Source organism: Paenarthrobacter sp. NPDC056912 (assembly GCF_042786555.1).
Lineage (GTDB): Bacteria > Actinomycetota > Actinomycetes > Actinomycetales > Micrococcaceae > Arthrobacter.
Genome location: NZ_JBHUCD010000031.1, coordinates 24,764 through 51,168, shown reverse-complemented (window position 1 = coordinate 51,168; position 26,405 = coordinate 24,764). Strand labels below are relative to the sequence as shown.

Annotated in this window: 24 protein-coding genes; 13 read left to right on the top strand and 11 right to left on the bottom strand. The window is 63.6% G+C overall.

The window, feature by feature from the left end; genetic code table 11:
* Positions 1–169 precede the first annotated feature (169 nt).
* A complete protein-coding gene (locus ACFRJ9_RS23275; RefSeq protein ID WP_377673115.1) occupies positions 170–628 on the top strand; it encodes a SufE family protein in 459 nt (152 codons plus the stop codon).
* 18 nt (positions 629–646) lie between these two features.
* Entirely contained in the window at positions 647–1,144 is a 498-nt protein-coding gene (gene ybaK, locus ACFRJ9_RS23270; protein WP_377673113.1) for a Cys-tRNA(Pro) deacylase, read from the top strand.
* A gap of 2 nt (positions 1,145–1,146) precedes the next feature.
* On the opposite strand, the gene ACFRJ9_RS23265 is transcribed toward ybaK, so the two are convergent.
* Positions 1,147–2,415 (bottom strand): alpha/beta hydrolase family protein, encoded by a 1,269-nt coding sequence (locus ACFRJ9_RS23265; protein ID WP_377673110.1) that lies wholly within the window; start codon positions 2,413–2,415, stop codon positions 1,147–1,149.
* Between the two features lie 123 nt (positions 2,416–2,538).
* On the opposite strand from ACFRJ9_RS23265, the gene ACFRJ9_RS23260 reads away from it, so the two are divergent.
* The 9 genes from ACFRJ9_RS23260 (at position 2,539) to ACFRJ9_RS23220 (ending at position 12,776) form a co-directional block, all read left to right on the top strand.
* Positions 2,539–3,030, top strand: a complete 492-nt coding sequence (locus ACFRJ9_RS23260; protein WP_377673107.1) for a hypothetical protein — start codon at positions 2,539–2,541, stop codon at positions 3,028–3,030.
* A 14-nt stretch (positions 3,031–3,044) separates the two neighbouring features.
* Positions 3,045–3,485 carry a peptide-methionine (R)-S-oxide reductase MsrB gene (msrB, locus tag ACFRJ9_RS23255; protein WP_377673119.1) on the top strand — a complete coding sequence of 147 codons (441 nt, stop codon included), beginning with the start codon at positions 3,045–3,047 and terminating at the stop codon, positions 3,483–3,485.
* Between the two features lie 214 nt (positions 3,486–3,699).
* Positions 3,700–5,067: a DUF6421 family protein gene (locus ACFRJ9_RS23250; RefSeq protein WP_377673105.1), complete on the top strand. Its 1,368-nt coding sequence runs from the start codon at positions 3,700–3,702 to the stop codon at positions 5,065–5,067.
* Entirely contained in the window at positions 5,067–5,795 is a 729-nt protein-coding gene (locus tag ACFRJ9_RS23245) for an SDR family NAD(P)-dependent oxidoreductase (protein ID WP_377673103.1), read from the top strand. The genes ACFRJ9_RS23250 and ACFRJ9_RS23245 overlap by 1 nt, the downstream gene beginning before the upstream one ends.
* 43 nt (positions 5,796–5,838) lie before the next feature.
* On the top strand, positions 5,839–6,912 hold the full coding sequence (locus tag ACFRJ9_RS23240; RefSeq protein ID WP_377673116.1) for a threonine aldolase family protein: 1,074 nt from the start codon (positions 5,839–5,841) through the stop codon (positions 6,910–6,912).
* A gap of 68 nt (positions 6,913–6,980) precedes the next feature.
* Entirely contained in the window at positions 6,981–7,640 is a 660-nt protein-coding gene (locus ACFRJ9_RS23235; protein ID WP_377673101.1) for a DUF3000 domain-containing protein, read from the top strand.
* An 80-nt stretch (positions 7,641–7,720) separates the two neighbouring features.
* Positions 7,721–9,082, top strand: a complete 1,362-nt coding sequence (locus ACFRJ9_RS23230; RefSeq protein ID WP_377673098.1) for an HRDC domain-containing protein — start codon at positions 7,721–7,723, stop codon at positions 9,080–9,082.
* 302 nt (positions 9,083–9,384) lie between these two features.
* Positions 9,385–10,635 (top strand): thiolase family protein, encoded by a 1,251-nt coding sequence (locus ACFRJ9_RS23225; protein WP_377673096.1) that lies wholly within the window; start codon positions 9,385–9,387, stop codon positions 10,633–10,635.
* Entirely contained in the window at positions 10,632–12,776 is a 2,145-nt protein-coding gene (locus ACFRJ9_RS23220) for a 3-hydroxyacyl-CoA dehydrogenase NAD-binding domain-containing protein (RefSeq protein ID WP_377673094.1), read from the top strand. Before ACFRJ9_RS23225 ends, ACFRJ9_RS23220 begins: the two co-directional genes overlap by 4 nt.
* Before the next feature lie 84 nt (positions 12,777–12,860).
* Here the strand turns inward: ACFRJ9_RS23220 and ACFRJ9_RS23215 are convergent, their stop codons facing one another.
* From ACFRJ9_RS23215 to ACFRJ9_RS23180, 8 genes are all read right to left on the bottom strand, one after another.
* Positions 12,861–13,838, bottom strand: coding sequence for an aldo/keto reductase (locus ACFRJ9_RS23215; RefSeq protein ID WP_377673091.1), 978 nt, complete (start codon positions 13,836–13,838; stop codon positions 12,861–12,863).
* Positions 13,839–13,903: 65 nt separating this feature from the next.
* The gene (locus ACFRJ9_RS23210) at positions 13,904–14,122 is read right to left on the bottom strand and encodes a hypothetical protein (protein WP_377673089.1); all 219 of its coding nucleotides are present in this window, start codon (positions 14,120–14,122) and stop codon (positions 13,904–13,906) included.
* A gap of 31 nt (positions 14,123–14,153) precedes the next feature.
* A complete protein-coding gene (locus ACFRJ9_RS23205; protein WP_377673087.1) occupies positions 14,154–14,714 on the bottom strand; it encodes a hypothetical protein in 561 nt (186 codons plus the stop codon).
* Positions 14,711–15,280 carry a DUF402 domain-containing protein gene (locus ACFRJ9_RS23200; RefSeq protein WP_377673085.1) on the bottom strand — a complete coding sequence of 190 codons (570 nt, stop codon included), beginning with the start codon at positions 15,278–15,280 and terminating at the stop codon, positions 14,711–14,713. The genes ACFRJ9_RS23205 and ACFRJ9_RS23200 overlap by 4 nt, the downstream gene beginning before the upstream one ends.
* Positions 15,277–17,250 (bottom strand): 1-deoxy-D-xylulose-5-phosphate synthase, encoded by a 1,974-nt coding sequence (gene dxs, locus ACFRJ9_RS23195; protein ID WP_377673083.1) that lies wholly within the window; start codon positions 17,248–17,250, stop codon positions 15,277–15,279. Before dxs ends, ACFRJ9_RS23200 begins: the two co-directional genes overlap by 4 nt.
* A 176-nt stretch (positions 17,251–17,426) precedes the next feature.
* Positions 17,427–20,234, bottom strand: a complete 2,808-nt coding sequence (gene acnA, locus ACFRJ9_RS23190; protein WP_377673080.1) for an aconitate hydratase AcnA — start codon at positions 20,232–20,234, stop codon at positions 17,427–17,429.
* 243 nt (positions 20,235–20,477) lie between these two features.
* Positions 20,478–21,842: a class I SAM-dependent RNA methyltransferase gene (locus ACFRJ9_RS23185; RefSeq protein ID WP_377673078.1), complete on the bottom strand. Its 1,365-nt coding sequence runs from the start codon at positions 21,840–21,842 to the stop codon at positions 20,478–20,480.
* The gene (locus ACFRJ9_RS23180) at positions 21,842–23,815 is read right to left on the bottom strand and encodes an APC family permease (protein ID WP_377673075.1); all 1,974 of its coding nucleotides are present in this window, start codon (positions 23,813–23,815) and stop codon (positions 21,842–21,844) included. The genes ACFRJ9_RS23185 and ACFRJ9_RS23180 overlap by 1 nt, the downstream gene beginning before the upstream one ends.
* A gap of 114 nt (positions 23,816–23,929) precedes the next feature.
* Between ACFRJ9_RS23180 and ACFRJ9_RS23175 the strand changes: the two genes are divergently transcribed.
* Both ACFRJ9_RS23175 and ACFRJ9_RS23170 read left to right on the top strand, forming a co-directional pair.
* Positions 23,930–24,601 carry a potassium channel family protein gene (locus ACFRJ9_RS23175; RefSeq protein WP_377673073.1) on the top strand — a complete coding sequence of 224 codons (672 nt, stop codon included), beginning with the start codon at positions 23,930–23,932 and terminating at the stop codon, positions 24,599–24,601.
* The gene (locus tag ACFRJ9_RS23170) at positions 24,601–25,338 is read left to right on the top strand and encodes a potassium channel family protein (RefSeq protein WP_377673072.1); all 738 of its coding nucleotides are present in this window, start codon (positions 24,601–24,603) and stop codon (positions 25,336–25,338) included. The genes ACFRJ9_RS23175 and ACFRJ9_RS23170 overlap by 1 nt, the downstream gene beginning before the upstream one ends.
* Here the strand turns inward: ACFRJ9_RS23170 and ACFRJ9_RS23165 are convergent.
* A complete protein-coding gene (locus ACFRJ9_RS23165; RefSeq protein ID WP_377673070.1) occupies positions 25,305–26,093 on the bottom strand; it encodes a DUF3159 domain-containing protein in 789 nt (262 codons plus the stop codon). The genes ACFRJ9_RS23170 and ACFRJ9_RS23165 overlap by 34 nt on opposite strands.
* Entirely contained in the window at positions 26,090–26,347 is a 258-nt protein-coding gene (locus tag ACFRJ9_RS23160) for a hypothetical protein (protein WP_377673068.1), read from the bottom strand. Before ACFRJ9_RS23160 ends, ACFRJ9_RS23165 begins: the two co-directional genes overlap by 4 nt.
* Positions 26,348–26,405 lie beyond the last annotated feature (58 nt).

Below are 26,405 nucleotides of genomic sequence, written 5' to 3'. Positions count from 1 at the left end.
TACGCCCCATGCCAGGCCGGCGCTGCGCGGCCGCCCGGCGACAATGGGCCGCACCGGACGGGCAGGGACCTAACGCCCTCACTTCATATCGTCTAGCTCCGGCTGCCGGCCTGCGTAGTGTTCCGGCACACAAGATGCATTCGCCGCCGCAGTGCGTAAGCTGGAAGAGATGAGTACGAACACTTTGCCCGCCGCACTGGCGGAAATCGTCGATGACTTCCAGGCACTGACGGAGCCTGACCGCCTTCAACTGCTGTTGGAGTTCTCTAGGGGTCTGCCGGAGCTTCCGGAGCGTTTGAAGGACCACCCTGAACTGCTGGAGCAGGTTGTCGAGTGTCAGTCCCCGCTGTTCCTCACTATCGAGTCCGAGAAGAAGCCTGAGGGTGCCCGCGCCTACCGGCTCTTCTTCAAGGCTCCGCAGGAGGCTCCGACCACCCGTGGCTTCGCCGGCGTACTGCATGAGGGGCTCGACGGCCTGACCGCGGCGGAAATCCTTGCCGTTCCGGATGACATGCCGGAATTGCTGGGCCTGACACGGGCCATCACTCCCCTGCGCATGCGGGGAATGACCGCTATGCTCGGCCGTATCAAGCGGAAGGTCGCGGCTGCAAGCCGTCTGGAACACTGAAAGGTACCGCCACACGGTATGGCCAAGAAAATGGCTTCACAGGGAACGCCGGCTACTGCAGCACTTGCTGCGGCCGGCGTTCCCTTCCTGCTTCACCCGTACACCCACGATCCCGCGGCCGCCAGCTACGGCCTGGAAGCCGCCGAAGTCCTGGGCATTGAACCCGCTCGCGTTTTCAAGACGCTGATGGTGGAGGTGGAAGGCCGGCTGGCCGTTGCCATCGTGCCCGTCTCCGGGAACCTCGACCTGAAGTCCGTTGCCGCCGCTCTCGGGTCCAAGAAAGCAGCCATGGCGGATCCCAAGGCGGCAGAACGCCGCACGGGCTACGTCCTGGGAGGAATCTCTCCCCTTGGACAGCGGCAGGCATCCCCCACCGTCCTGGACCAGTCGGCGCTTGCTTTCGATGCGATTCTCGTATCCGGCGGCCGCCGCGGCCTCGATATCGAGCTTTCTCCGGCAGACCTGATCCTGCTCACGAAGGCCATCACTGCGCCCATCGGAACAGCAAAAGGCTGATGCTAGGCCGGCTGTTCCGCGTCTGAGGACTGGCCTGGGTTGTTGCGCGGAGCCAATTGTCTTTGCAGCCAGGCGTGCACCACGCGTTCCCAGCGTTCCGGATCCACATTCCATTCCTTCGTGTGGCGCGCGCCGGCGAAAGGCTCGAACGTCACCATTTCCGGATTCTTTTCGGCGAGGCTGGCTGACGGGCCGAAAGGGACGTAGTCGTCGTCAACGCTGTGGATGATCAGGGTCGGCGTGCGCAACTCAACGGCGCGGGCTTCCCAGTCCATGGCTTTCAAGTCCACGGGAGCAGACAATCCGGTGAGCCTTCTGCCCAGCGGATGGCCCAGCATGAGCTGCCCGTACCGCCCCACGTTGTAGGGAATTCTGTTGACCTCGGCGTGATGGGCCATCACATTGACCCAGTTGATCACCGGGGCGTCCAGCACCAGGGCCCGGATGACTTGCCGGTGTTTGGAAAGATCCGCGGTTTGCAGGCTGATGGCCCCGCCCATGGACCAGCCGAACAGTACAACCTCGCGGGCCCCGTTCTCCAGCGCATACTCAATGGCCGCCTCTACATCACGCCATTCGGTGGATCCCAGGCCGTACCGCCCATCGAGGGCCGATGGGGCCAGGCCGTCATTGCGGTAGGAGATCAACAGGCTGTCCAATCCCAGCCCGCGCGCAGTCCGCACCGCCCGGAGGCCTTCGAGCCGGGTGGCCCCGCGCCCGTGCACCATGATGGCCCAGATCGGCGCCGGCGCGGACGCTTCGGCGCGGACCAGCCAAGCAGGTGCCTTCCCGCCGTCGACATCAATGTCCACTTCCTCGGCTGCGAGGCCGATCGCGGCAGCATCAGGGTAGGTTGCGCCGCTCCACCAGCCACGCCGGGCTTCGGCCAGATTGCCGCTGTAGACCTCCTCAACCTCGCGCAGGACTGTCTGCTCAGCCGGCGAGTAGGACACGATCCGGCCGATCCGGGCGTGCCCTTGGCCGCCGGCGAAGAATAGGCTGAAGACGCCGTCGATGGTTGCGTCCGGAGTGGCGGCGAGGATGACCTGCAAGCCCTTGTCGTCGCGGATAACGGCCAGGACTTCCTGATCCTCGTGGCGAGCGGCGGGGGTGATCACGCGGCGGGCAAAGTACACTGCGAGCGCCGAGGATCCGGCGCCCACCAGGCCGGCAATGGTGCCACCGGCAAGGACGCCTGCTATGGCCCATTTGGCGCGCAGGGACAGTTTGTTATCTGCAGCGTCACTCGCTGACCGGGTATTCGATGCCATGGTTCCATTGTTGCCTTTCATCAGCAGTGCTCTGTGCACGTTCGGACCGCGCGGCGCACCCCTGGCACGGAATCGGGGACCAAAAGCGTGTGGACTCCGGTTCGCCGGGACTACGCTGTAGCCATGAGCGATCCCATTGTCATCCTGACTGAAGAGCCCCTTGGCCCCGACGACCGCGTAAATATCGCCAAATTGCTCGACGGCGGTGACGCACCTCTTGTTGTGCTGGTCCCTTCCAATACGGAGCGACATCTCCTGGTCGATTTCCTGGAGAACCTGTCGTTGCTGGACATCGCCAAGGCGTTTCGCGAACTCACGGCGCAATCGCCGGACCTCGAGGCGGAGCGGGCGGAGGCTTCGGAGACGTTGACGGCATCATTGGCGGCGTTGGCCGGTTTGGGCGGAGGCGTCACCGGTGAGGTTGTCGACGGCGGCGCCGTGGCCGGCCTGGTGGCAAAGGTTCGAGCCTTGGGTGCTGCGCAGGCTGTTGTCGTGACCCGTCCCCACGCCATTGCGGATACTTTCCATACCGATTGGGCGAACAAGGCGCAGGATCAGTTGGGGCTTCCAGTCCTCCACTTGTATGCCGGTTCGGGATTTATCGGCGACTCGTGAGCGTTGCAAAAGACATGAACACTCCTGACAACACCAGCAAGACAACCCCTGCGCCCGTGGAGAAGAGCGACGCCCAGTGGCGCGAGGAGTTGACGCCCGAGGAATACCGCGTGCTGAGGCAGGCCGGAACCGAAAGGCCCTACACCGGCGAGTACTGGGACACCCACACAGAAGGTGTCTACCAGTGCCGTGCCTGTGGAAGTGAATTGTTTACCAGCCGGGAGAAGTTCGATTCCCACTGTGGCTGGCCCTCCTTCTGGGCGCCATTGGCTGAGGGCACCGTTCGGTATATCCATGACCGCACCATGGGGATGGATCGTGTGGAGGTCCGGTGTGCCACATGCGATTCCCATTTGGGACATGTGTTCGACGGCGAGGGCTACGGGACTCCGACTGACCAGCGATTCTGCATCAACTCCGTCTCGCTCCGTTTGGTGAACCCGGAAGAGAAGTAGGCGGGACCCGGGCGGACCGCTGTTTGGCTGGTCCGCCCGGACCGCATTTCCGTCGTCGCGTATCTTCACTGTCCCGGAGCTGGATCTCAGAGGCGTTCCCACGGTTCAATGACTAAGAGTCTCTTATGCTCAACTCGTTTTTGAATTAGCGATACTTTCCACTTGCTACGCTCGGCCCAGAAGCAAAAAACTACTTCGGAAAGGGCCCAGTTCAATGAACACCATCGCAACCGCAACCCCGCCGCGTGTCACCGCAGACAACGCCGAGTGGGCATCCCTGAAATCTGCTGCCACCGCCCTGCAGGCCTACCAGGAACAGGACGGCTCCATCGCTGATCCGGCCGTCCGCGACGAAGCCTCCGCCCTGGTGTCCACTATTACCGGCGCCATCGCTGCCCTGGCCCCGAGTTTCCCCCACGACTCCCGCTACCTTGACCTGTTGGTGGAAGACTTCGGGCGTTGGGCAGACAACGGCTTTGGAGTGCCGGACTTCCTGGACTCACTCCAGGCCTTCCAGCCCCAGGAACAGCGCATCAACGGACTCCAGCATTTGGTGGTCTTCCCCATGTACACCCAGAACGGCAGCACCAACAGGTTGGTCGAGGCCGTGCTGATCGAGGTCATCTGGCCGGAGTTCATTGGCGGCCTCGAGGCCGGCGAGTACTCCAACAAGCTCTTTGTCCCGATCCGATTTGTCGACTTCACTCCGGGGTACGACACCAACTCCGCGGTGCTGTTCCCGGAGACTGTCGCCGTCCGCGAAACTCCTACCTTCACGTGGGGCGCAATTTTCGCCGACCGCGAGGCCGCACGGTTCCGTCGCGTCCTCAAGGCGGCCGCCGAAACCACATCCCTCGTACTCCCCGAGGATGCCGCACAGCTGATCGATGACCAGGAACTCACCCAGCGCACGTTCGTCATGTGGGACCTGATCCACGACCGCACGCACATGCGCGGCGACCTTCCCTTCGATCCGTTCATGATCAAGCAGCGCATGCCGTTCTTCCTCTACTCGCTGGAGGAGCTGCGGTGCGATCTGACGGCATTCCGCGAGTCCGTGCGCATCGAAAAGGACGAAGAAGCCGATCCCGATGCCCGCAAGCACGCCAAGCTCGTCCAGTACGCCGTGATCTTTGACAGGATCTTCCGCTTCGCCATTACAGGCAGCCGCGTCCGCAACTACGACGGACTGGGTGGCCAGCTCCTGTTTGCCTGGATGCACCAGCACCACGTCCTCCACTGGACGGACAGCAAGCTCTCGATCGATTGGGACAATGCGGCAGACGTCGTGGTGGAACTCGGTGCCAAAATCGAGGAACTGTACTGGCGTTCCATTGACCGTCCCAAGGCAGCCCACTGGCTGGCCGCCTACGAGCTCATCTCGAGTACGGTAACCCCGCACCCCGCCTCCGTCTGGTCCAAGGGCCCCGATGCCCTCCCCCTGTCCGGCCCGCCCCGCGGCCTGACCGACCAGGTCCTGGACGATGAGTTCCCGCTGTCCATGTTCTATGAAGCACTGGAGAAGAAGATGCGTCCCGTCATCGAGTCCACCACGGGCATCACGGGCGCTATGGTGGCCTGATGACCCCAATGACGGTCCTGGTGACTGGCGGCAGCAGCGCTTCGGGCGTGGCTGCCGCCCGGGCCCTGGCGGCGGCCGGCCACCGGGTCTTCACTGTAGGTTCCGACGACGCCCGCATCAAGGCTGCAGCCGGTCAGGCGGGCAGCGCAGTGACCCCGATGACCTGTGATCTCGCCAGCCTCGATTCCGTCCGCGGGCTGGCCGCTGACATCCGAACACACGGAATCGAACGCGTCGATGGCGTGATCCACCTTGTAGGTGGATGGCGCGGCGCGAAGGGCATCGAAGACCAAAGCGACGAGGATTGGGAGTCGTTGGAACGGGGCGCGGTCACCACGCTCCGGAACGTGTCCAGGGTCTTCTACAGCCAACTGGAGGCCTCTCCCCATGGGCGGCTGGCGATGGTGTCATCAACAGCCGTTTCATCGCCCACAGCCGCGGCCGCCAGTTACGCCGCAGCCAAGGCTGCGGCGGAGACCTGGACAATGGCAGTGGCCGACGGCTTCCGCCGCGCCCAGTCCGGCAACAAGGAACAGCCGGTTGAGCAGCACAGCGCTGCCGTCATCTTTGTCGTCAAGGCCCTCCTGGACCCTGCAATGCGGCGTGAGCATCCGGACCGGCGATTCCCGGGCTACACGGACGTCGAAGAACTGGCAGCTGCCGCAGTCGGACTTTTCGACCATCCGGCCGCCTCCCTGAACGGCCAGCGCATCCTGCTGGCCAAATAGACTTGAAAGCGTGAATGAACAAGTGACGAGCACAACAGAGGCAATCCACACCGGCAAAGGCACGGCTGGGTCGGGCCAACTTCATGACCCCTCCGTTCGAGGTTTTGCGTCGGACAACTATTCCGGCGTGCATCCGGAGGTACTTTCCGCCCTCGCGACGGCCAATGGCGGCCACCAGGTCTCTTATGGCGAGGACGTGTACACAGCACGGCTCCAGGAGGTCCTGGAACAGCAATTTGGCCCTGGCATCGAGTGTTTCCCGGTCTTCAACGGCACAGGCGCCAACGTCCTTTCCCTGCAATCCCTGCTGCCCCGCTGGGGAGCGGTGATCTGCGCCTCCACCGCGCACATCAACATGGACGAGAACGGCGCACCGGAGCGTGTCGGCGGGATCAAGCTCCTGCAAGTACCTACCGAGGACGGCAAACTTACCCCTGAGTTGATTGACCGGGAAGCGTGGGGTTGGGGCGATGAGCACCGTGCGCAGCCGCTGGCAGTCTCCATTACCCAGACCACCGAACTCGGCACGTGCTACACGCCGGAGGAAGTGCGTGCCATTGCCGACCATGCCCACGCGAAGGGCATGAAACTCCACATGGACGGCGCCCGACTGGCCAACGCCGCCGCCCATTTGGGTGTACCGCTGCGGGCGTTCACGCGCGACGCCGGCGTGGACATCCTCTCTTTCGGAGGCACCAAGAACGGCCTGCTGTTCGGCGAAGTCGTCGTGGCGCTCAACCCTGAAGCAGCTCACGGGCTGAAGTTCCTCCGCAAGATGAACATGCAGTTGGCCTCCAAAATGCGGTTCATCTCAGCCCAGTTCATTGCCCTGCTGGAGGACGGCCTGTGGCTGCGCTCGGCTGCCCACGCCAATGCCATGGCGGCCCGCCTGCGCGCGGCCATTGAAGGAATCGACGGCGTTGAGCCAACCCAGGCCACGCAGTCCAACGGCGTCTTCGCCGTCCTTCCTGAAGGCGTTGCCGACCGGCTGCGGGCGTCCTTCGCTTTCTATGACTGGGACGCCGCGCGCCGCGAAGTACGGTGGATGTGCTCCTTCGACACAACAGAGGAAGACATCGACGCCTTCGTTGCAGCGATCAAGCGGGAGCTGGCCTGACGAGCAACCCCGTGCGCTCCGGGGCGGCGAGCCTGCACAGAATCGCCGCCCCGGACGCATAATCTGCGATGGTGAACGCCCTCGCACAGGTTCCCTCGGAGTTTCTCTTCGCCTTGGGAACGCTCCGAAAAGCTCAATGCCGCAGCGAACTGCGGCTGGACGAAATACCTGCACCCGCCAGACTGGCCCCCTATGCCGTGGCCCTCGGAGCGGAAGTCTTCAGTCCCACCGCGGCCACGCGGCAAGTTCCCGTCCACGGACCGGCAGCCAAGGCATTTGCCGAGAGCCAAGCCAACAGTCCCTCGAGCGAGGAAGACGACGAACTGGCGACTGGCCGCTTCATCCTCCTATACGACCCCGAAGGCTCGGCGGTGTGGGAGGGCGAGTTCAGGATCGTCACCTACATCCGGGCCCAGATGGACGCCGAGATGGGCAACGACTCCATGCTGGGCTCGGTGGCCTGGACGTGGCTCGTGGATGCCCTGGAAAGCCACGCAGCGCCGCACAGGGCTGCCGGAGGGACGGCGACGAGGATCCTCTCCGAGAGCTTCGGCACACTTGCCGACCGCCCGGACACGATCGACATTGAACTCCGAGCTTCCTGGACTCCCGCCAGCGCGAATATCCAGGCCCACCTGGAGGCCTGGTCGGATATGGTCTGCACTTTCGCCGGGCTGCCGCCACTGCCGCCCGGGGTTACGGGACTACCCAACAGGAGGCTCAATTGACCGTCCACCTTTCCGTGGCAGGCATCCCTGATCCGTTGACGGCAGCCCCCTGTGGCCGGAATCGGTAAGCTTAAGCCACCATGACCCCTGAAAACCTGGAAAACACCACAGCCGGCGATCCGGTTGCTGATCCCACTACGCACATCAAGGTCGACGGTTTCGACAGCCACGTACCTGAAGTCATCGAACTCGATACGCCCCGCGAAGGCGTACCCCTGGTCATCGACACCCCCGCCGGACTGGAGCGGTGCGCCGCCGCCATCGCTGCCGGAACAGGACCCGCCGGAGTCGACGCGGAGCGAGCGTCCGGATTCCGCTACGGCCAGCGGGCCTTTCTGGTGCAGATCCGTCGGGAGGGCGCCGGCACCTGGCTGATCGATCCCGAACCGTTCGACACCTTGGACATCGTCAACGACGCCTTGCAGGGTGTCGAATGGATCCTCCACGCAGCAACCCAGGACCTGCCTTGCCTGTCGGAACTGGGCATGTGGCCGGACAAGCTCTTCGACACCGAACTCGCAGCGCGCCTCGCCGGCCTCCCGCGGGTAGGCCTGGCGGCAGTCATCGAACAGCTGCTCGGTTTTGGACTGGCCAAGGAGCACTCCGCAGCTGACTGGTCCACCCGCCCTTTGCCTGAGCCCTGGCTCCGGTACGCGGCCCTCGACGTCGAGGTCCTTGCAGAGCTCCGCGAGGAACTCATCGAACTGCTCGAAGCGGACGGCAAGCTCGACTATGCCGAGCAGGAGTTTGCAGGCATTCTTGCCGCCGGCATCTCCCCGCCCCGCGTTGACCCGTGGCGCAAGACCTCCGGCCTCCACCAAATCCGTGACCGCCGCCAACTGGCGGCCGTTCGTGAGTTGTGGCATGAGCGCGATCAGCTTGCACGAAAACGCGACGTCGCACCAGGTCGGCTCATCCCCGACTCCGCACTCGTGGCTGCCGCCAAAGCCATGCCCACCACGGTGCCGCAACTCCTGGCCACCAAGGGATTCCATGGCAGGTCCGCCCAACGGGAAGCTCCTCGCTGGCTGCGCTGCATCACCACCGCCCGCACCGCCACGGACCTGCCTCCCCTGCACTTGCCCACCAATGCCCCGCCGCCACCAAGGGTATGGGTAGACCGGGATCCGGAAGCGGCCGCCCGCTTGGCCACCGCCAGGCCCGCGCTCCAGGCCAAGGCTGACGAGCTCAAGCTGCCCGTGGAGAACCTGCTTACGCCGGACTACCTGCGCCGGGTGGCCTGGCGGCCGCCTTCCGACGTCTCCTTGGAAACCGTTGCTGCGGACTTGCGGGCCTTGGGCGCCCGCGAGTGGCAGATCTCCTTCGCCGCTCCGATCCTCACCGACGCTTGCTTGAACCCCAAGCCCCTCCCGTCCAAGGAATCCAAGTCGAAGGAAGCACAGCAGTCCCCGGAAACCGCACAGCGGGGGGACGCAGGCTGACCGCCGCCTACTTCCAGGCCCGTGGGCCCGCGCACACATGGGGGGGCCGGCCGGGTTGGGGGAGGGTACCGGTTGGGGCGGGGTGGACGCTGCGGGGGGACGCTGGCTGACCGCCGCCTACTTCCTGGCCCGTCGCCCGAACCACATTTCGGGCGACGGGCCTTTTGCGTCGATGGACCGTTTGGCGCGGCGATCGAACCGGACCTTGCAAGCTAAGTTACCGACGAGTAACATTGCAGCAATGCCAACCGGAGCGCCCGCGACACGGGATCCGGCGCCATGTCTCAACGAGGAGTTAACACATGAGTCCATCACGCAGTGCTCAAAGGAACGTCCGCGACGTCGTGTTCGTGGACGGCGTACGCACGCCCTTCGGCAAGGCCGGCGAGAAGGGCATCTACGCGGGAACCCGCGCGGATGACCTGGTGGTGAAGTGCATCCGCGAACTAATGCGGCGCAACCCTTCCTTGCCGGCGGAGCGCGTCGATGAGGTCGCCATTGCGGCCACCACCCAGACCGGAGACCAAGGCCTCACCATAGGCCGCACAGCGGCCCTGTTGGCCGGGCTCCCCCGTTCCGTCCCCGGTTTTGCGATCGACCGTATGTGCGCAGGCGCCATGACGGCAGTAACGACGACGGCGAGCGGCATCGGCTTCGGTGCCTACGACGTCGTCATTGCGGGCGGTGTGGAACACATGGGCAACCACCCCATGGGTGCCGGCGCCGACCCGAATCCGCGCTTCATGTCCGAGCGTCTCGTCGATCCGGCGGCACTGAACATGGGCAACACCGCCGAGAACCTGCACGACCGGTTCCCTGCGATCACCAAGGACCGCACGGACGCTTACGCGGCAGCTTCCCAGGCCAAGCTGGCGGCCGCCTACGCCAACGAACAAATCCAACACGACCTTGTCCCCGTGGCTACGATGAAACCCGGTCAGGGGTGGGCACTCCACACTACCGACGAGCCACCGCGGCCAGGAACCACAGTGGAGGATCTGGCCGAGCTGCGTACCCCCTTCCGCGCCCACGGCCGCGTCACGGCGGGCAATGCCGCAGGATTGAACGACGGCGCCACCGCCGCAGTCCTGGCTTCTTCGGACGCCGCTGAAGAACTCGGCTTGTCCGTCAAGATGCGCCTGGTCTCCTACGCATTCGCGGGAGTTGAGCCCGAGGTCATGGGCATTGGCCCCGTACCTGCCACGGAGAAAGCCCTCAAGAATGCCGGCCTCGGAATCGAGGACATCGGACTGTTCGAGATCAACGAAGCCTTCGCCGTCCAGGTGCTGAGCTTCCTGGACCACTTCGGGATTGCCGATGACGACCCCCGGGTCAACCGCTACGGCGGGGCGATCGCCGTCGGACATCCTCTGGCCTCTTCGGGCGTTCGCCTGATGAACCAGTTGGCGCGCCAGTTCGAGGAAGATCCGTCCGTTCGTTACGGCATCACCACCATGTGCATCGGACTGGGCATGGGTGCCACGGTGATCTGGGAAAACCCGCACCACCCCGACTTCGAATCCGTCACCACCACCGAAGGAGCCGCCGCATGAGCGCCGCCGAATTCCAGAAGCTCGCCGCCCTGTTCCCCGATGAAGTAGTGACCCATTCCTACGTCCAGGACATCCAGCTCCCCGGCGGTGCGGGTACCTTCGCGCTGATCACTTTGGACAACGGGCTGGATCACTCCAAGCCGACAACGCTTGGCCCCAACACGCTCGTCGAACTCGGCGGCGTCCTGGAGAACCTCAAGGAACGCGCCTCGCGCGGCGAGATCGTGGGCGTCGGCGTCACCGGCAAGCCTTACTTCCTGGTGGCGGGAGCCGATCTTTCCGCGGTGAAAACCCTGAAGGAACGTGAGCACGGGTTGTGGATGGCCCAGCTCGGCCACGCCGTCTACGCCACGCTGGCCAATCTGGGAGTTCCCAGCTTCGCTTTCATCAACGGACTGGCATTGGGCGGCGGGCTGGAAATCGCGTTGCAGTCCACCTACCGGACCGTCTCCACAGGCGCGGGCGCCCTCGCCCTTCCTGAAGCGTTCATCGGCCTCGTACCCGGTTGGGGCGGTGTCTACATCCTGCCGCGCCTCATTGGACCCGAGAATGCCGTCAAGGTGATGATCGAGAATCCGCTCAGCAACAACCGGACCCTCACCGGGCCACAGGCCTTTGAACTCGGCGTGGCTGACGCCATCTTCGAACCGGCCGACTTCGTCGAGCAGTCACTGGCTTGGGCGGCACGGGTGATCTCCGGCGACGTGACGCCGGAGCGGAACAACTCTGTTGATCCAGCCGACGAGGCTGTCGCAGGGCGCTGGGCTTCTGCTGTTTCTGCAGGTCGCGCCTTCGTTGAGGCCAAGACCTCGAACGCTTCACCCGCTCCGGCCAAGGTCTTGGACGTCATGGAGGCAAACCGCACCATGACGCAGGCAGACTCTGCTGAACTGGAATGCGAGACCCTTGCCGGCCTCATGCAGACGGACGAGTTCCGCTCCACGGTGTACGCCTTCCTGGACCTCGTCCAGAAGCGCTCCAAGCGCCCCGCAGGCGCCCCGGACCGTAAGCTCGCACGGCCGGTGACCAAAATCGGCGTCGTGGGTGCAGGCCTCATGGCCAGCCAATTGGCGCTGCTCTTCGCCCGGCAACTCAAGGTCCCCGTTGTCATGACTGACATCGATCAGGCAAGGGTGGACAAGGGAGTTGCCTATGTCCACGCCGAGGTTGACAAGATGCTGCAAAAGAAGCGCATCAAGCCCGACGCCGCCAACCGGACCAAAGCGCTTGTGACCGGCTCCGTCTCCAAAGAAGTTTTTGCCGACGCCGATTTTGTCATCGAGGCCGTCTTCGAAGAGCTCCACATCAAGAAGCAGGTTTTCGCGGAAGTCGAGAAAATCGTCTCCCCCGAGTGCATTCTGGCCACGAACACATCGTCCTTGTCCGTCACGGCAATGGCAGAAGACCTGGTCCACCCGGAGCGGTTGGTGGGCTTCCACTTCTTCAACCCCGTGGCCGTCATGCCGCTGCTGGAGATCGTGCGGGCGCCCAAGACAGACGACGCCGTCCTCGCTACCGCCTTCGAGCTGGCCAAGGGACTCAAGAAGACCGCAGTCCTGGTCAAGGATGCTGCCGCTTTCGTAGTCAACCGGATCCTGCTGCGTCTCATGGGCGAGGTCATCGCAGCGTTCGACGAAGGAACTCCGGCGGAGGTCGCGGACACTGCCTTGCGTCCCATGGGCCTGCCGATGTCGCCCTTCACATTGAGCGCCATGGTGGGCTTGCCTGTCGCCCAGCACGTGCAGGAATCCCTGCACAATGCTTTCGGCGACCGGTTCCCCGTGTCTCAAAACCTGCAGAAGCTCATCGACAACGGTGTGAAGACGCTCTGGGTGCCGGGACCCGACGGAACACCCGTTATCCCCGCTGAGACGCTTGCCATCATGTCCTTTGGCAATAACCCTTCCACCGGAGAGGAAGTCCTGCGCCGCACGCAGGATGCGCTGGCCGAGGAAATCGGGTTCATGATTGCCGAAGGTGTAGTTGCAGGACCGGAAGACATCGACCTCTGCGTCATCATGGGCGCCGGCTGGCCGATGTTCCTTGGCGGTATTACGCCTTATCTGGACCGCGTAGGCGCCTCGGAACGCGTTAACGGCAAGCGGTTCCTGGCCCCGGGTGTCGCCTCGGCACCGGCCTAGGCACCACTACACGAGGGCCGTGGCTGGAGCATCGGCTCCTGCCACGGCCCTCTGTTGTACCTTCTTAGAAGCTGTTGCACCTTCCTAGAAGAGCGCCACTTTCGGTGCTCGCGGGAAGATCTCATCGAGTTCGTCCCGGTCCTGCTGCGTTGGTACCCAGCACACTGCCTCGGCGTTCTCTCGGATTTGCTCGGGACGGGTGGCGCCTGCGATGACACTGCTGACCCCAGGCTGGGCGGCCAACCAGGAGAAAGCCAGCTGAAGCTCGCTGATGTCCCGCTCCTTGGCAAACTGGCCGAAGCGACCCAGCTGCTCCCAGTCGGCGTCGTGGACCAGGTTGGTGCGGGTGTGGCTCAGCCGGGATCCTGCCGGAGCCTTGCCCGCAGAGTATTTCCCCGTCAGGAGGCCGTTGGCCAGCGGGAAGTACGGGAGAACACCCAGCGAGAATGCCCCGGCAGCTGGCAGCACTTCGAGTTCGGCGCGTCGGTCCAGCAAGTTGTAGTGGTTCTGCGTCGAAATGAAGCGCGTACCGCCGGTTTGGCGTCCTGCAAACTCGGCCTCGGCGATCTGCCAGCCCGCGAAGTTGGAGTGTCCGATGTAACGGACCTTGCCGCTGCGAACCAGGTCGTCCAAGGCGGCCAACGTCTCGTCGATGGGTGTTTGCGGGTCCGGTGTGTGGAACTGATAGAGATCGATCCACTCGGTGCCAAGGCGGCGGAGAGACGCCTCCACGGCCTTGACGATGTAGCGCCGCGAACCACGTGCACCAAAGTCGTTTCCGTTGACCCCGTGCATGTCCATGCCGAACTTGGTACCAATGACGACGTCGTCCCGCCGCCCCTTCAGTGCCTTGCCCAGCATGACCTCGCTCAGGCCCGGCTCACGTCCGTAGACGTCGGCGACGTCGAAGAAGGTGACCCCGGCGTCAAGGGCGGCGTGGACAACGGTGTCAGTGCCTTCCTGGGACTCTGTAGGCGTGTTTGCGCGGCCGAGGTTGTTACAGCCCAGCCCAACCGCTGAGACCGTAAGTCCGGAATGGCCAAGGCGTCGATATTCAGTCATGAATTCAGCCTATAACGCGCTTCAGGGCACTTGGTCACCCCAGGCAACAAAGCAGGCGTTGCCCGTTACGAGCTGCCGTAGGAGATGCCGGATTCCTCCAGTGCCTCCCCGAGTTGGGCAATGGCCACCGGCCCCATGCCGTGGAGCTTGGAAACTTCCTCTTCACCGAACTCCGCCAGTTGCTCCAGCGTCTCAATGCCCTCGTGGGCCAGTGCCCGTTTGGCCGGCGCAGCGAGTCCCTTGGGTAAGGGTGTGTGGCCGGGCCAGTTGCTCTTGGACGACATGGAGATCCCTTCTGAGCGCTGCGGGTGTTACTTAGAGAGTAAAGCCCACACCTTGCTTGGGCGAGTGCTTCACGCGGAAAGCCGTGGGATCGCCATGGGGTGCTGCTGCGATGGTCAACTTGGTGAAGTCCAGGTCTTCCCCGCGAACACTGATCTTGATGGCATTCACCGCTTTGTTGACGTCCGGGCAGAGGCAGTAGATGTTCAGGCGCGAGTTTCCGATTTCCGAACGCTCCACCGTGCCGAGGCCGCGCCATGCCAATTCGCCGGTAAGTGCAGCTTTGGCCTTCCGTTCAAGGTGCCGGTCACGTTCAGTGCCGTCCTTGGTCTTCAGGGCAATCTGGGCAACCACCCAGAACTGATCGGACTCTGGAATCTCGGCGTAGCCGTCTTCTTCGCATTGCGCCGCAAACGCGGCCATCAGCCCTTCGACTGCGGAGTCATCATCGACCTCTGATTCGTCCGTCTTGCTCTGGTGGCCCACAACGCCATGGTTGATGACGAACTGCTGGTCTTCGTCGTCGTACCACGCTTCACGGAAGTGAAGAACCCCTTCGTCGTCCCGCTTGTATGTTCGGATGATGCCGCTCATGCTCGTCCTTTCCTGAACCACTCGGCGCTCGTGCTGTTGGCGCCCGTGACATCGAATGGTGCTTTCATCGTGTCCACTGCCTCGAAAAGCGCGGCACATTCTTTCCGCATGGCCTCAACGATCCCGTGCGGGTATCCCATGGACACCCGGTGCTGCTCAAATTCGTCTTCGTCGTCCACGAACACCCCGCGAGTGGTGGAGCGAATCACATCCAGGTCCATGTCGATCATGTGGAACTCCGCTACCCCGGGCCGGATGGTGTTCCAGCCGTGGCCGGTGGCGAGGTCCACGTAGATCCGGAAGTCCCCCGGGTAGGTGTCGTCGTAGAACGTTGCGACAAACTCGCCGGTGCGAGGCACCAGGAGGACAGCGTCTGAGGCCGTGTAGAAGGCCGCACCCGGACGGGAACAGAACTCCCCCGCTCCCTGGAAAATCCACCAACCGTGGATGTCCTCCCCCAGGTATGTTCCCGGGACGACCCAGTGCGCCTTGCCGTCCCACTTCCTGTTGCGCGACACCACAAGATCGCCGGGCTGCAGCGCGCCCGGTCCGCCGTCGTCCCTCACAACTTGGGCAAACTGCCGGTGGTGGGGTGCTCCTGGCCCGGGAGGGGCCGCGCAAACGGGACCTTTGTCCCCAGAACCTGGGCAACGACGTCGTGGGCGATTTTCTGGGCCGTCAGCCCGACGCGTTCCAGGACCTGGCTGCGGGTGCCGTGAACAAGGAATTCCACCGGCAGGCCGACTTCATTGAGGGCGGTATCGACGCCCGCCGCACGCATTTCCTGGCGAATCCGCGATCCCACGCCACCTGCCCGGACGCCGTCCTCAATACAGATGACCAAACGATGACGGGCGGCCAGGGCGATGATCGACTTCCGGACCGGCAAAACCCAACGGGGGTCAACTACCGTTGAACTGATGCCCTGTGCGCCCAGGCGGTCGGCAACATCGAGAGCGAGCTCGGACATGGCACCAACGCTGACAATGAGGACATCATTTTCAGTGGAGCCGTCAGGACGCCGCGCCAGGATGTCCACGCCATCGTGGAGCCTGTCGATTGCCTCGACCTCGGAGCCGACACTGCCCTTGGAGAAACGTACTACGGTCGGGGCATCGTTGACCGCGACGGCTTCCCGCAGTTCCTCGCGCAGACGGGTGGCGTCGCGAGGGGCGGCCAAGTGGAGCCCCGGGACGATCTGCACCATCGCCATGTCCCACATGCCGTGGTGGCTGGGACCATCAGGACCGGTGACTCCAGCGCGGTCAAGGACAATGGTTACCCCGGCCTTGTGCAAGGCCACGTCCATGAGGAGCTGGTCGAAGGCTCGGTTGAGGAACGTTGCGTAGACTGCCACGACGGGGTGGAGCCCGCCGAAGGCCATGCCGGCAGCCGAAGTAAGGGCGTGCTGCTCGGCGATGCCGACATCGATGACACGCTCAGGGTGGCGCTCAGCGAACTTGTGCAGGCCCACGGGAATGAGCATGGCTCCGGTGATGCCCACAATGTCCGGGCGCTCATCGGCGATGTCGGCAATTTCCTCGGCGAAGACCGAAGTCCAGGACCTGGCACCCGGAGTCTCGGTGGACTCACCCGTTTCGGGATCGATGATGCCCACTGCATGGAACTGGTCGGCCTCGTTGGCCAGCGCCGGAGCGTAGCCATGCCCCTTCTCGGTCATGGCGTGGACGATTACCGGCCCGCCGTAGGCCTTTGCGGTATTCAGGGCATGTTCCATGGCCTGGAGGTTGTGCCCGTCCACTGGCCCGATGTACTTCATGCCGAGGTCTTCGAACATGCCTTGGGGTGCCCACCAGTCCTTGATGCCCTTCTTCATGGCGTGCAGGCTTTTGTAGGTGAACTGCCCGGCCGGGCCGCCGTTCTGCAGCTTCTTTTTCCACCAGTCCAACATGCGCTCGTAGGCGGGGGCTGTACGCAGTGAGTCGATGGTGGGGCGCAAGGATGCGAGGTAGTCGGCGAAGCCACCCACCGTGGGAGCGTAGGACCGGCCGTTGTCGTTGACGACGATGACCACGCGACGCCGCTTGTCAGCGGCAATGTTGTTAATGGCCTCCCAGGTCATGCCACCAGTCAGCGCACCGTCGCCAACCACAGCGACGACGAACCGGTCGCCTTCCCCGGTCAGCTGGCGGGCACGCGAGATGCCGTCGGCCCAGGACAGCGACGACGACGCATGGGAACTCTCCACAATGTCGTGCTCTGATTCAGCACGGTCCGGATAGCCCGACAGGCCGCCTTGCTGACGGAGCGTGCTGAAATCCTGGCGACCGGTAAGGAGCTTGTGCACATAGGACTGATGCCCGGTGTCGAACACCACCGAGTCCCGGGGGGAGTCAAAGATCCGGTGAATCGCGAGGGTGAGTTCAACGACACCAAGGTTGGGGCCCAGATGTCCACCCGTCGCGGCAACGTTGGTGATCAGGAATTCCCTGATTTCGCCGGCCAGTTGCTCCAGCTCAGTGCCGGACAGTTTGGCCAGGTCCTGTGGATCCTTGACGGTTTCCAAAAGTCCCAACGGCCCTCCTTAGGGTGAATGACGTGCTTGTTAACTTTAGCGCGTGCCCGGGCTCCGCGTTTCCCGCGTGCCGCCCAAGCAACAGGACTGCTGTCCCGGGACGCCAACAGCCCCGGCTGGTCGGGCGACCAGCCGGGGCTGCCTGGTAGTGAATCAGCTGAAGACCAGCAGATGCCCTACGCGGAGATCTGACGCAGGACGTACTGCAGGATGCCGCCGTTGCGGTAGTAGTCCGCTTCACCCGGGGTATCGATGCGCAGGACGGCGTCGAACGACTTAACAGTTCCGTCCTCTGCCGTAGCCGTTACCTTGAGCGTCTTCGGCGTGGTGCCGTTGTTCAGCTCGGTGACGCCCTCTACTGCGAACGTTTCCGTACCGGTCAGGCCGAGCGTTGCTGCCGATTCCCCAGCCGGGAACTGCAGCGGAAGAACGCCCATGCCGATCAGGTTGGAGCGGTGGATACGCTCGTAGCTTTCGGCAACGACAGCCTTGACGCCCAGAAGCGCGGTGCCCTTGGCTGCCCAGTCACGGGATGAACCCGAGCCGTATTCCTTGCCTGCCAGGACCACCAGCGGCGTTCCTGCGGCCTGGTAGTTCTGTGCGGCATCGTAGACGTACGCCTGGGGTGCGCCCTCCTGGCTGAAGTCGCGGGTGAAGCCACCCTCAACGCCGTCCAGGAGCTGGTTCTTGATACGGATGTTCGCGAACGTACCGCGGATCATGACTTCGTGGTTGCCACGGCGCGAACCGTAGGAGTTGAAGTCCTTGCGCTCCACGCCGTTGGCCAGGAGGTACTGGCCGGCAGGAGTGTCCGACTTGAAGGAGCCCGCCGGGGAGATGTGGTCCGTGGTGACGGAATCGCCAAGCTTCAACAGCACGCGGGCGCCGGCGATGTCCTTGACGGGATCCGGCTGCGCCTTCATGCCCTCGAAGTATGGGGGCTTCCGCACGTAGGTGGAATCCTCTGCCCAAGCGAAGGTGTCACCGGCGGGGGTGTCGAGCGCCTTCCAGCGGTCGTCGCCGTCGAAGACGCCCTCGTAGCCCTTGGCGAACATGGCCTCATCGATGGAGGAGTCAATGACTTCCTGCACCTCGGTGGGGTTCGGCCAGATGTCCTTGAGGAAGACCTCGTTGCCTTCGGAGTCCGTGCCCAGGGCGTCGTTGTCGAAGTCGAAGTCCATGGAACCAGCCAGGGCGTATGCGATGACCAACGGCGGCGAAGCCAGGTAGTTCATCTTCACGTCCGGGTTGATGCGGCCCTCGAAGTTGCGGTTGCCCGAGAGGACAGCCGTGACGGAGAGGTCGTTGGCCTGGATGGCCTCGGAGATTTCCGGCTCAAGCGGGCCGGAGTTGCCGATGCAGGTGGCGCAACCGTAACCCACGATGTAGAAGCCGAGCTTCTCCAGGTAGGGGGTGAGTCCGGACTTCTCGTAGTAGTCCGTGACGACCTTCGAGCCGGGGGCTACGGAGGTCTTGACCCACGGCTTGGAGGTCAGGCCCTTGTCCACCGCGTTGCGTGCCAGGAGGGCAGCCGCAAGCATGACGGACGGGTTGGACGTGTTGGTGCAGGAGGTGATCGAAGCGATCGACACCGCGCCGTGGTCCAGCTCGAATTCGCGGCCATCAGCGGTCTTCACGTGCACCGGTGTGGACGGACGTCCGTGTGCACCGTTGGCCGCCGAGGCAACCCGCGCCGTTTCGGTGGTGTGCGAGTCCGCGTGTGTGAACGACGGCGAGTCCGAAGCCGGGAAGGACTCGTCCAGGGACTCGTCCACGCTGCCGTCTTCGATGGAGACGTAGTTGTGGATGTCCTTGCGGAACTGCTCCTTGGCGTCCGTGAGCTCGATGCGGTCCTGCGGACGCTTCGGGCCGGAAATCGACGGAACCACGGTGGAGAGGTCCAGCTCAAGGAACTCGGAGAAGCGCAGTTCGCGGGAGGGATCGTGCCAGAGGCCCTGCTCCTTGGAATACGCCTCGACAAGGGCAACGTTCTCCTGCGAGCGGCCGGTGAGGCGCAGGTAGTCCAAGGTGACGTCGTCGATCGGGAACATGGCAGCCGTGGAACCGAATTCCGGGCTCATGTTGCCGATGGTGGCGCGGTTGGCCAGCGGCACGGCTGCAACGCCTTCGCCGTAGAACTCAACGAACTTGCCCACAACACCGTGCTTGCGCAGCATTTCGGTGATGGTCAAGACGACGTCGGTAGCGGTGGCGCCGGCCGGGATGCTGCCGTTGAGCTTGAAGCCAACAACGCGGGGAATCAGCATGGAGACGGGCTGGCCGAGCATTGCTGCCTCGGCTTCGATGCCGCCAACGCCCCAACCCAGGATGCCCAGGCCGTTGACCATGGTGGTGTGGGAGTCGGTGCCAACGCAGGTGTCCGGGTACGCACGCAGAACGCCGTCAATTTCGCGGGTCATGACGGTGCGTGCCAAGTACTCGATGTTGACCTGGTGGACGATGCCGGTTCCCGGAGGAACAACCTTGAAGTCATCGAACGCCGTCTGTCCCCAGCGGAGGAACTGGTAGCGCTCACCGTTGCGCTGGTATTCGATCTCCATGTTGCGCTCCAGCGCGCCGGAGTTACCGAAAGCGTCGATCTGGACGGAGTGGTCGATCACCATCTCAGCGGGCGCCAGCGGGTTGACTCGCTTGGGGTCGCCGCCGAGTTCCTTGACGGCCTCGCGCATGGTGGCAAGGTCAACAACGCAGGGCACGCCAGTGAAGTCCTGCATGATGACTCGTGCCGGGGTGAACTGGATTTCCGTGTCGGGTTCCGCATTGGGATCCCAACCGGCCAGGGCGCGGACATGGTCCGCCGTGATATTGGCGCCATCCTCAGTCCGCAGGAGGTTTTCAAGCAATACTTTAAGGCTGAACGGAAGGCTGTCTGCGCCCTCTACGGAGTTCAACCGGAAAATTTCATAATCGGTGCCGGCTACATTCAGTACGCCTTTGGAACCGAAGCTGTCCACAGTGCTCATGGCAGGACTCCTCTCGCAACAGTTTCATCTTTGTCGCGTGGTTGGCCGCTAGCCAGTTAGGCGCACCTTACTTAGCCCGGCGGCACATCTCTCTTGGTCACCCCGGTCCGCAGCGCGGAACTACGCGGGGCGGGACTACTACGCCCATCGTAGTGGCATACAACTCCATCGTGGCATTTATCAGGCGTAGCGATGGAAACCGGCAGTTGCCGCCCGCCGGCGGTTGCCCGGCGGGCGGGATTGCTACGTTGCCGGGACGATGAGCGCCACAGTTTCCAGGTGGTGGGTATTCGGATAGAGGTCGAAGGCACGGAGGGAATCCAGGCGCCAGCCACCTTGCTGGAAGTAACCCAGATCACGCGCAAAGGAGGCCGGATCACAGGACACATAAGCGATCGCACGCGGCCCGGAAGCCATCAACTGCTTCACCACCGCCTTGCCCGCCCCGGCGCGAGGCGGATCCAGCACTACCGAGTCGAAGTTCCTGCCCTGGTGGTTCAAGACTCGTTCCACGCGCCCTTGCACGATCTCTACTTGCGTTTGGCCGTGCAGGTTCTTCCGTGCGTCGCGGCTGGTGCCAGGCGCACCTTCGACCGAAAGTACCGAACCCGTGACGCCTACGGCGTCGGCAAGGGGCGCGGTAAACAGACCTGCCCCGGCATACAAATCGGCGACGACGGCGCCCGGCTGCAGGTACCCGCCACCGGCAAGATATCCGGTCACAGCATTCACCAAGGTCTCCGGCGCGTCCTTGTGAATCTGCCAGAAGCCCTCACCCGTGACCCGGTACTCATGGTCGGCCGCCGATTCCTGCACCCATGTACGGCCGCGCAGCTGCAGGACTTCGCCCTTGCTGGGGTCGAAGCTGGCTACGGAGACGTCATGGGGCAATTGGGAAAGAATGCTGTGCAGCCGCTTCGGGCTGGTGGATTCCTCCGGTGCGAGCAGTACCAAGGGCCGTGAACCATTGGCCGGCACAGCGACTTCCACGCGGGCAATGCCGCCAAGATCAACATCCCAGAGTTTCAAGTCGTTGATTCCCGGCACCGCCAACGGCATGTCCTTCACGGGAATCACGACGTCGGAGCGGTGCGCATGCATACCCAACCGCCCCTTGGCTGTCACGGCGAAACTGGCGCGGGTCCGCCAGCCCAGCCCGTCGTCGTCGGCCCCGGCTGGTTCCACCGCAGTGGCGAGTTCCAGTCCGGCCAGCCGCTTCAGCTGCTCCGCGAGGACGTCGGCCTTCAGGGCACGCTGGCGCTGCAGGGAGATGTGCCCCAGCTCCGCGCCGCCCACAGGCGGCCCGCCACGACGCCAGGAACCCAGCGAGTCGGCCAGCTTCCAAAAGTGCGGCACCCGGTCGGGTGAGGCCTCCAGGACTTCGACGACGTCGGCACGCCAGAAGCGCGACGAGTCACCGGAATCAGTCAAACGGACGCGGACCTTTTCCCCCGGGATGGCGTGGCGGACGAAAATGACACGGCCTTCGTGCCGGGCCACAAAGTGCCCCCCGTGCGCGATGGGGCCAACGTCTACAACCAGTTCAGTGCCTGGGGTGCCCGGGCCATCACTGGACCGGGCATGGGGGGAAGTGCTGTGGGAGGTCATTATGTATCCTGCAGTGCCTTTGCTTCTTCGGAAGATTTCAGTTGCCAAGGAACGCTGGCAACCATGACTCCAGGTTCAAAGTGGAGCCGCGTCTTGATGCGGAGTGCGGTCTGGTTGTGGACAAGTTGTTCCCACCATTTACCCACGACGTACTCCGGGATGTAGACCACGATGAGGTCCCTCGGGGAGTCCCGGCGCATGTTCTTGACGTACTCCATGATCGGAGTAACGGTCTCACGGTAGGGGCTTGCCAACACGGTGAGGGGAACGGGAATCTCCAGTTTCTCCCAATCCCTGACGGTGTGCTCGGTCTCTTCGGAGTTGATATCCACGGTAATGGCGTCCAGCCGCGATGGGCGCGAGGCCCTCGCATAGGCCAGCGCGCGGAGCACCGGCTTGCGGACGTGGGAGACAAGGAGCACCGCATGCACGCGCGTGGGGAGGGCACGCGGCGAGGAATCCTCGTCGACGGCAAGCTCCTTGGCCACATTGTCGTAGTGCGCCCGGATGCTCCACATGATGAGGAACAGGACAAACATGGCGAGCAGGGCAATCCAGGCGCCCTGCTCGAATTTGGTGATCAGGACAATGACCAGGACCAACGCTGTCATGCCGAAGCCCACCATGTTGATGGTGCGCGACTTGATGATCCGGCGGCGGACACCCTTGTCCCGGGCGAGTTTCAGTTCGCGCCCCCAGTGCCGGACCATGCCCAGTTGGCTGGCTGTGAACGAGATGAAGACGCCCACGATGTACAGCTGGATCAGCTTGGTGACATCGGCGTTGAAGGCAAGAATGAGGACCAGCGCTCCGGCCGCCAGGGCCAGGACGCCGTTGCTGAACGCAAGCCTGTCGCCGCGGGTACGGAGCTGGCGCGGAAGGTATCCGTCCTGCGCGAGGATCGACCCCAGGACAGGAAAGCCGTTGAAGGCGGTGTTCGAGGCGAAAACGAGGATGACGCCCGTGGCGGCCACCACGATGTAGAACGGGATGGAGCCCGCCCCGAAGATCGTGTCGGCGATCTGGCTGATGGCCGGGTTTTGAATGTAACCCTCCGGCAGCGGTTTGCCGTCCACCAGGAATTCCGTGGCGGGATCCAGGACGATGTGGACCTTGGTGGCATTGGCCAGGAAGAGGATGCCGGCCAACATGGCGGCGGCGATCGCTCCCAAGAGCAGCAACGTTGTAGCGGCGTTCTTGCTCTTGGGCTTTTGAAAGTTGGGCACACCGTTGCTGATGGCTTCGACGCCGGTCAAGGCAGCAGCACCCGATGAGAAAGCTCGCAACAACAGGAAGGCGCCCGCGAGCCCCACCAGCCCCTCGTCAAAGCCGGACTCCGGGACGATGGTGAAGTTGGCCGATGCCGCCTCGCCCAGCTGCCCCGTTACGGCCTGGAAAATGCCGACGGCGGTCATGCCCAGGATGGACGCCATGAAGATGTACGTGGGAACGGCGAAGACCGAGCCGGCCTCCTTGATGCCTCGAAGGTTTACCAAGGCCAGGATGACCACCCCGATGGTGGCAATGAGCGCCTGCTGTCCGTGGAGCGAAGGGATGGCGGTGGTGACATAGGCCGCCGCGGACGACATCGACACTGCAACGGTCAGCACGTAGTCCACCAGGAGGGCCGAGGCGACCGTAAGCCCAGCGAACTTGCCGAGGTTGACGTTGGCGATTTCGTAGTCGCCCCCGCCGGAGGGATATGCGTGCACGTTTTGACGGTAGGAAGCCACAACTGTGAGCAACACCACCATGACTGCCAGGCCCACGAGGGGAGAAAACGCCACCGCACTGACACCGGCAAGGGCCAGAGTGAGCAGGATTTCGTCGGGTGCGTAGGCCACTGAGGACAGCGCGTCCGAGGCGAAGATCGGCAAAGCGATGCGTTTAGGCAGCAAGGTGTGGGACAAGCGGTCATTCCGGACTGGCCGGCCCACCAATACCCGCTTCGCGGCATTCAGAATTGTCAGCACTCCGCAAAGCTACTCTGAATCACCAGCGATGTCATGACGACGGTCGCCGCCTTACACGCGTTGCAACGGTAAAGTCATACGCAGCGGCATGGACAACACACAAAAGGAGACACGGTGGCTCACTTCGTGATCATGGGTTGCGGCCGTGTGGGCGCAACCCTGGCACACACGTTGGAGGATGCAGGCCATTCCGTGGCCATCATTGACCAGGACGAGCGGGCCTTCCGCCGCCTGCGCAACACCTTCACCGGTCGCAAGGTCACTGGCGTCGGATTCGACCGCGACACCCTCAAGCAGGCCGGAGTTGAAGAGGCCTACGCTTTCGCCGCGGTCTCCAGCGGAGATAACTCGAACATCCTGGCCACGCGGGTGGCCCGCGAGACCTTCCACGTGGCACACGTGGTGGCTCGTATCTACGATCCCGGCCGGGCAGAGATCTACCAGCGCCTCGGTATCCCCACTGTTGCGGCCGTGCGCTGGAGCGCAGACCAGGTCCTGCGCCGAATCCTTCCCGAACAGCACTTGGCTGGCGACTACCGCGAGCCGTCCGGCCGTTTGGTCCTGGCTGAAGTTGACCTGCATGAGGGCTGGATCGGGCACAGCCTCAACGCCATTGAGGCAGCATCCGGAATCCGCATCGCGTTCCTCACCCGCTTCGGGGAGGGCTTGTTGCCGCAGGCCGGAACGGCCTACCAGGAAGGCGACACGGTTCACGCCATGGTGACCCTGGACAGGACTTCGGAGATCACCCGGATCCTCGCCAAAGCACCCGTCAAGGAGTTTTAGTGAAAGTTGTCATTGTTGGCGCAGGCAGCGTCGGCTCGTCCATTGCGCGTGAGCTTCTGGCCCACAACCACCAAATCCTGCTCATTGACCTCAAGCCCGAGGTCATTGGGCGCAGCGGCCTTCGGGGCGCACGGTGGTTGGTGGGCGATGCCTGCGAACTGAGCACCCTGCAGGACGCGAAACTGGAGGATGCCGACGTCGTGGTTTCTGCCACCGGCGACGACAAAGTAAACCTCGTGGTCTCGCTGCTCGCCAAGACGGAATTTGGTGTCGGGAGAACTGTAGGGCGGGTCAACAACCCCAAGAATGACTGGATGTTCAACGACTCCTGGGGCGTCGATGTAGCAGTCAACACCCCGCAGCTCATGACTGCGCTCGTGGAAGAAGCCGTCGAAATCGGCGACATTGTCCGGCTCCTGACCTTGCAGACCGGAGTGGCTTCGATCGTGGAGTTCACCGTTCCGCACGATTCCCACGTCATCGGGAGCACCGTAGGCGGCATCGAATGGCCCGACGACGCGACCTTGGTTGCCATCCTGCGTGACCAGGCGCCGATCACCCCCACCCGGGACGACGTCCTGGACGGTGGCGACGAGCTGTTCTTCGTGACAACTATTGCGGCAGAAGACGGCCTGCGGGCCTTGTTGTCGCCGGCCTCAGTTGAAGGTCAGGGACCGAGACTTGGTGCTGCCGAGGTGGCAGATCAGGCCGCTGACGACGACGGCTTCGACGGCTGAGGCGCCGGCTTGGTCACAAGCCAAGCCACCCAGAGCCCAAGGATGTACAGCGGGGCGCCCATCAAAAGCCTGGTGGTAGCCAACGCTGTCAGGCCTGGCTCACCCATGAAATACAACGGAACCTGCACCACTAGTCGCAGGACCAGGACGGCCACAACTATCCAGGTGCCCAGTTTGTATGCCCGCAGCCGCTCCGGATCCTTCCGCCACTCGAGTCCCTCATTCCGGACGAAGCCGAAGAGCAGGCCGGCGACCGGCCATTTCAAGACAATCGAAAGCACCATGCCGGCGATGTAGGCGATATTGGTGAAGAAACCCAGCACATAGAAATCTTCGGCTTTGCCCGTGGTGTTCGCCAACCAGGCCGAGATACCGACGCCGACCACGCCGGCCAGGGCCTGCGTCAGCGGACGTTTTTGGACCAGCCGCACCACGGTGAAGACGGCGGCGGCAGCCAGCGCGGCGATGAGGCAAACGGTCAGGTCCCGGGTAATCGTGAAGGCCACAAGGAAGACCAAGCCAGGGACAATGCTCTCAGCAATCCCTTGCACTCCCCCGGCGGACTTCAGCATGTCCACGTGGCCCGCACTGTTCCGGTGGAGGCCCGCCTTTTCAGCGTAGCCGGCAGCGAGATCGGACATACTTGGTCCTGCCGCTGCTGGCTTGGTAGCCTCCGGCAGCTCCTGCTGCGGCGCTTCGCCTTCCAGCGGCGGCCGGCCGCTGTCCTTCGGTTCTGATCCGTTGGCCACGGTCATAGATGCTCCTGACGGGAAAGTATTTCGTAGCGTGGATTGAACATGGCCGGCAGTCCGTCCACCTGGGTAACCATGCCGTTGAGGCGAAGTTCCACCCCGGCTTCAATTCCGGGGACGCGGTTGCGGCCCAACCAAATGACGCGCAGGCGTGTGGGGTACTTCCCGGCGACCATTGATGACTGCGTTCCGGGCTGCAGGGCGTCCACGACCACGGCCGAAAAGAACGGCTGCTGGCTGGGCGGCTGGTGGGTCACCGATTCAATGAATCCGGTGCACACCGCCCGGCCCCGGTCAGGGAGATCACGTACTCCC

Coding starts and splice junctions, on each gene's coding strand:
- acnA (WP_377673080.1), bottom strand. CDS start 20,234: ATGAGCACTGTGGACAGCTTCGGTTCCAAAGGCGTACTGAATGTAGCC.
- ACFRJ9_RS23235 (WP_377673101.1), top strand. CDS start 6,981: ATGGTGAACGCCCTCGCACAGGTTCCCTCGGAGTTTCTCTTCGCCTTG.
- ACFRJ9_RS23165 (WP_377673070.1), bottom strand. CDS start 26,093: ATGACCGTGGCCAACGGATCAGAACCGAAGGACAGCGGCCGGCCGCCG.
- ACFRJ9_RS23225 (WP_377673096.1), top strand. CDS start 9,385: ATGAGTCCATCACGCAGTGCTCAAAGGAACGTCCGCGACGTCGTGTTC.
- ACFRJ9_RS23215 (WP_377673091.1), bottom strand. CDS start 13,838: ATGACTGAATATCGACGCCTTGGCCATTCCGGACTTACGGTCTCAGCG.
- ybaK (WP_377673113.1), top strand. CDS start 647: ATGGCCAAGAAAATGGCTTCACAGGGAACGCCGGCTACTGCAGCACTT.
- ACFRJ9_RS23185 (WP_377673078.1), bottom strand. CDS start 21,842: ATGACCTCCCACAGCACTTCCCCCCATGCCCGGTCCAGTGATGGCCCG.
- ACFRJ9_RS23205 (WP_377673087.1), bottom strand. CDS start 14,714: ATGAGCGGCATCATCCGAACATACAAGCGGGACGACGAAGGGGTTCTT.
- ACFRJ9_RS23250 (WP_377673105.1), top strand. CDS start 3,700: ATGAACACCATCGCAACCGCAACCCCGCCGCGTGTCACCGCAGACAAC.
- ACFRJ9_RS23230 (WP_377673098.1), top strand. CDS start 7,721: ATGACCCCTGAAAACCTGGAAAACACCACAGCCGGCGATCCGGTTGCT.
- ACFRJ9_RS23275 (WP_377673115.1), top strand. CDS start 170: ATGAGTACGAACACTTTGCCCGCCGCACTGGCGGAAATCGTCGATGAC.
- ACFRJ9_RS23265 (WP_377673110.1), bottom strand. CDS start 2,415: ATGGCATCGAATACCCGGTCAGCGAGTGACGCTGCAGATAACAAACTG.
- ACFRJ9_RS23245 (WP_377673103.1), top strand. CDS start 5,067: ATGACCCCAATGACGGTCCTGGTGACTGGCGGCAGCAGCGCTTCGGGC.
- msrB (WP_377673119.1), top strand. CDS start 3,045: ATGAACACTCCTGACAACACCAGCAAGACAACCCCTGCGCCCGTGGAG.
- ACFRJ9_RS23260 (WP_377673107.1), top strand. CDS start 2,539: ATGAGCGATCCCATTGTCATCCTGACTGAAGAGCCCCTTGGCCCCGAC.
- ACFRJ9_RS23220 (WP_377673094.1), top strand. CDS start 10,632: ATGAGCGCCGCCGAATTCCAGAAGCTCGCCGCCCTGTTCCCCGATGAA.
- ACFRJ9_RS23210 (WP_377673089.1), bottom strand. CDS start 14,122: ATGTCGTCCAAGAGCAACTGGCCCGGCCACACACCCTTACCCAAGGGA.